4 protein-coding genes are annotated in these 4,023 nt (G+C 71.4%); 3 read left to right on the top strand and 1 reads right to left on the bottom strand.

The features are described 5' to 3' along the window. Positions 1 to 483: 483 nt before the first annotated feature. Positions 484 to 2,076, bottom strand: a complete 1,593-nt coding sequence (rpsA, locus tag LQ51_RS09140) for a 30S ribosomal protein S1 (RefSeq protein WP_197087605.1) — start codon at positions 2,074 to 2,076, stop codon at positions 484 to 486. 284 nt (positions 2,077 to 2,360) lie between these two features. Here rpsA and LQ51_RS09135 point away from each other — a divergent pair, with 284 nt between their 5' ends. The 3 genes from LQ51_RS09135 to LQ51_RS09125 all read left to right on the top strand — a co-directional run bounded on the left by LQ51_RS09135 (position 2,361) and on the right by LQ51_RS09125 (position 3,903). Continuing rightward, complete coding sequence (locus tag LQ51_RS09135) at positions 2,361 to 3,164, top strand: class I SAM-dependent methyltransferase (protein WP_046564276.1); 804 nt, start codon at positions 2,361 to 2,363, stop codon at positions 3,162 to 3,164. A gap of 102 nt (positions 3,165 to 3,266) precedes the next feature. After that, positions 3,267 to 3,485, top strand: coding sequence for a hypervirulence associated TUDOR domain-containing protein (locus tag LQ51_RS09130; protein WP_046564275.1), 219 nt, complete (start codon positions 3,267 to 3,269; stop codon positions 3,483 to 3,485). Next, entirely contained in the window at positions 3,472 to 3,903 is a 432-nt protein-coding gene (locus LQ51_RS09125) for a DUF3140 domain-containing protein (RefSeq protein ID WP_046564274.1), read from the top strand. The genes LQ51_RS09130 and LQ51_RS09125 overlap by 14 nt, the downstream gene beginning before the upstream one ends. Positions 3,904 to 4,023 lie beyond the last annotated feature (120 nt).

The raw sequence follows: 4,023 nt of genomic DNA, 5'->3' as shown, positions 1-4,023 counted from the left end.
AAACCCATAGGGACACCCCCCCGCCCGGACAGCACGACATGCGGCAAACCCGAGTCGATCAACGGCGACGAGCCGTTACAGCCGCCCCACCTTGATCAACCCAGGCTGCGGCAAACCGGCCCATCCCCAAGTCCGGACAGCACGACATGCCGCGATCGGGGTCGATCACGGGACGGGGCATGGCAGTGGCCGCCCGCCGACGACCGGGAACCGGTCTGCAGGGCCGTCGGGCGGCAGGACCGGCACGGCCGGGCAAGACCGCCACATCCCGGCAGGACCGCCACGGTCCGGTTGGACCGGCACGGCACGGGCGGCACGGCACGGGCGGCGCGCCACGGGCGGGGCGGAGACAGGCGGGGCGGAGACAGGCGTGAGCCCCGCCTCCGGCGACCCGGTGGAACCGGATCGGCGGGGACGGGGCCCACGGTGGTCGACGACGGCCCCGCGCGGCGTCAGGGACGCCGGGCGGAGGTCGTCACGGGATCACTTGCCGCCGGCGAGCTTCTCCCGCAGGGCGGCGAGCGCCTCGTCGGTGGCCAGGGTGCCGGCCGGCTCCTCGGCCTGCCGGCTCGGGGCCGAGGTCGAGGTGGTGGTGCCGCCGGTCGGGGCCGGAGCCGGGTTGGCAGCGGCCTCGGCGTCGGCGGCCCGGGAGGACTGCACCTGCTTGGTGTGGGCCTCCCAGCGCTGACGGGCCTCGGCGTACTGGTTCTCCCAGGTCTCGCGCTGCTTGTCGTACCCCTCGAGCCACTCGCCCGTCTCCGGGTCGAAGCCCTCCGGGTAGATGTAGTTGCCCTGCTCGTCGTAGGTCGCGGCCATGCCGTAGAGGGTCGGGTCGAAGTGCTCCTCGCCCTCGACGAAGCCCTCGTTGGCCTGCTTGAGCGACAGCGAGATCCGGCGACGCTCGAGGTCGATGTCGATGACCTTGACCATGACCTCGGAGCCGACCTGGACGACCTGCTCCGGGATCTCCACGTGGCGCTCGGCCAGCTCGGAGATGTGGACCAGGCCCTCGATGCCGTCGTCCACCCGGACGAAGGCGCCGAACGGCACGAGCTTGGTGACCTTACCCGGCACGATCTGCTGGATCGCGTGGGTACGGGCGAACTGCCGCCACGGGTCCTCCTGGGTCGCCTTCAGCGACAGCGAGACCCGCTCGCGGTCCAGGTCGACGTCCAGGACCTCGACCTCGACCTCCTGGCCGACCTCGACGACCTCGGAGGGGTGGTCGATGTGCTTCCAGGAGAGCTCGGAGACGTGCACCAGGCCGTCCACGCCGCCCAGGTCGACGAACGCGCCGAAGTTGACGATCGAGGAGACGACGCCCTTGCGGACCTGGCCCTTCTGCAGCTTGTTGAGGAACTCGGTACGCACCTCGGACTGCGTCTGCTCCAGCCAGGCCCGGCGGGACAGGACCACGTTGTTGCGGTTCTTGTCCAGCTCGATGATCTTGGCCTCGAGCTCGCGGCCGACGTACGGCTGCAGGTCGCGCACCCGCCGCATCTCCACGAGCGAGGCGGGCAGGAAGCCGCGCAGGCCGATGTCGAGGATGAGACCACCCTTGACGACCTCGATGACCGAGCCGCGGACGACCCCGTCCTCGTCCTTGATCTTCTCGATCGTGCCCCAGGCCCGCTCGTACTGCGCCCGCTTCTTGGAGAGGATCAGGCGACCCTCCTTGTCCTCCTTCTGAAGGACAAGGGCCTCGATGTGGTCGCCGACCGAAACCACCTCGGCCGGGTCCACGTCGTGCTTGATCGACAGCTCCCGAGAGGGGATCACGCCCTCGGTCTTGTAGCCGATGTCGAGCAGGACCTCGTCCCGATCGACCTTGACGACGGTGCCTTCGACAATGTCGCCGTCGTTGAAGTACTTGATGGTCTCGTCGATCGCGGCGAGGAAAGCTTCCTCAGAGCCGAGGTCGTCGACGGTGACCTTGTTGGCGCTCGAGGTGGCCTCGATGCTGCTCGTCATGTGGGCGGTTGCTCCGGTCGGATGGGTGTCACAGCAGGCGTGGGCGTCGCGGTGACTCAGTCCGCGCCAACGGATCCGTCGCCGGGCACACCGAACGATCGCCATGAGAAGATCATTAGTGGCTCCGGTGACCGCGCACCTGCTCCCTGCCGAGGCACACGATCCGCGAGCGCATCCTCTAGCCTACCCGCTGCATTACCACAGCGTGCAAGCCCTCCCGGGTCCTCGCGACCGCGTAACTTGCGAAAGCGGAGATTTCACGCGGTAAGGCGCCACAGCTGTCTCATCCGTCACATCGACCCCGGACGTCCCACCGCCGCCCCGGACCGCCCCACGGCCCGGCCGGTGCCGCCGGTGGGTCACGGCCGGCGGGGGCCTAGCGTGAGCGGGTGGACGACGACAGGGTGATCCGGCGCCGGGCGGGCGCGGCCGAGATCCGCCGGGCGAATCGTGGCTGGTGGGACGCCGACGCCGACGGCTACCAGGCCGAACACGGCGCGTTCCTCGGCGACGTGGACTTCGTCTGGTGCCCGGAAGGGCTGCGCGAGGCCGACGCCCGCCTGCTCGGCGACGTCGCCGGCCGCCGGACCCTCGAACTCGGCTGCGGCGCCGCCGCCGCGGCCCGCTGGCTGGCCGCCCAGGGCGCCCGGCCGGTCGCGCTGGATCTCTCCGCGGGCATGCTGCGGCACGCCGCGCAGGCGGCCGGGCGCACCGGTGTACGGGTGCCGCTGGTGCAGGCCGACGCGCTCGCCCTGCCCTTCGCCGACGCGGCGTTCGACACCGTCTGCACCGCGTTCGGGGCGATCCCGTTCGTGGACGACTCGGCGGCGGTGATGCGCGAGGTCGCCCGGGTGCTGCGCGCCGGCGGAAGGTGGGTCTTCTCGGTCACCCACCCGATGCGCTGGATCTTCCTGGACGACCCGGGCGAGGGCGGGCTGACCGCCGTGCACTCGTACTTCGACCGCTCGCCCTACGTCGAGCAGGACGAGCACGGGACGGCGACCTACGTCGAGCAGCACCGCACCCTCGGCGACCGGGTCCGCGAGCTGGTCGGCGCCGGGTTCCGGCTGCTGGACCTGGTGGAGCCGGAGTGGCCGGCGGGGCACGAGGGGATCTGGGGGCAGTGGAGCCCGCTGCGCGGCCGGCTCTTCCCCGGCACCGCGATCTTCTTGGCCGAGAAACCGGCGCGATGACCCTGCGTGGGATCACGCCCTGACGTGGCGCCGGGGTGACCGCTCCGCCGGGTCCCCGGCGAGCCACCGTTTCCGCCCGGCCGCCCCGGGTACCCGCAGCACATGGCCGAGCAGGAGTTCCACACCGGCGACCACGTCTCCTGGGCCAGCCACAGCGGCCGGGCGTACGGGGTCGTCAGGGAGAAGCTGACCGAACGGACGCACGTACGCGGGCACGCGGTGAACGCCTCACCGCAGGAGCCGCAGTACCGGATCCGAAACGACGACTCGGGCCGGGACGTCGCCCACCGCCCGGAGGTGCTGCGCCATGAGCCCCAGTGACGATCCGCAGCAGACCTACCGCGAGTTCACCGAGGCGGTGAACATGAAGCCGGGCGAGCTGCGCAGCTGGCTGGAGACCGACGAGTCCAAGCACGTCGGCTGGCGGAAGAAGGGCACCAAGGGCGGCGAGTCGGTCGGCCACGAGTCCGGCCGGAAGATCATCGAGTTGTTGCGGCGCAAGCGCGACCAGCTATCCGAGGCCGACTACCGGCACATGCGCAAGGTCGTCGGGTACGTCCGGCGGCACATGGCCCAGCGGCCCAGTGGCGACGTCAGCCGGACCCGTTGGCGGTACTCGCTGATGAACTGGGGCCACGACCCGGTCAAGGGCCCGCTGCCGCCGCCGGGCGGCCCGTCCCGCAAGGCCCTGCAGCGGCACGGTGCGCCGCCCAAGGAACGCCGAGGGCCGGGCCGCTGACCGGGCGCCACTGGCTGGTCTGGCAGCGGCCGACCAGGAGGGCGGGGCTGGCCGAGCCGACCGCCGTGCGGCGGACTGGCGCGGTAGGGCTCCTTGGCCGCTACCGACTTGATGACGGAA

The organism is Micromonospora sp. HK10 (assembly GCF_000982955.1).
Lineage (GTDB): Bacteria > Actinomycetota > Actinomycetes > Mycobacteriales > Micromonosporaceae > Micromonospora.
This window is presented reverse-complemented; position numbering and strand designations above follow the sequence as displayed.

What these genes read in the sequence shown, in the direction of transcription:
- rpsA (WP_197087605.1), bottom strand. Translation starts at nt 2,076, where the DNA reads ATGGCGATCGTTCGGTGTGCCCGGCGACGGATCCGTTGGCGCGGACTG.
- LQ51_RS09130 (WP_046564275.1), top strand. Translation starts at nt 3,267, where the DNA reads ATGGCCGAGCAGGAGTTCCACACCGGCGACCACGTCTCCTGGGCCAGC.
- LQ51_RS09125 (WP_046564274.1), top strand. Translation starts at nt 3,472, where the DNA reads ATGAGCCCCAGTGACGATCCGCAGCAGACCTACCGCGAGTTCACCGAG.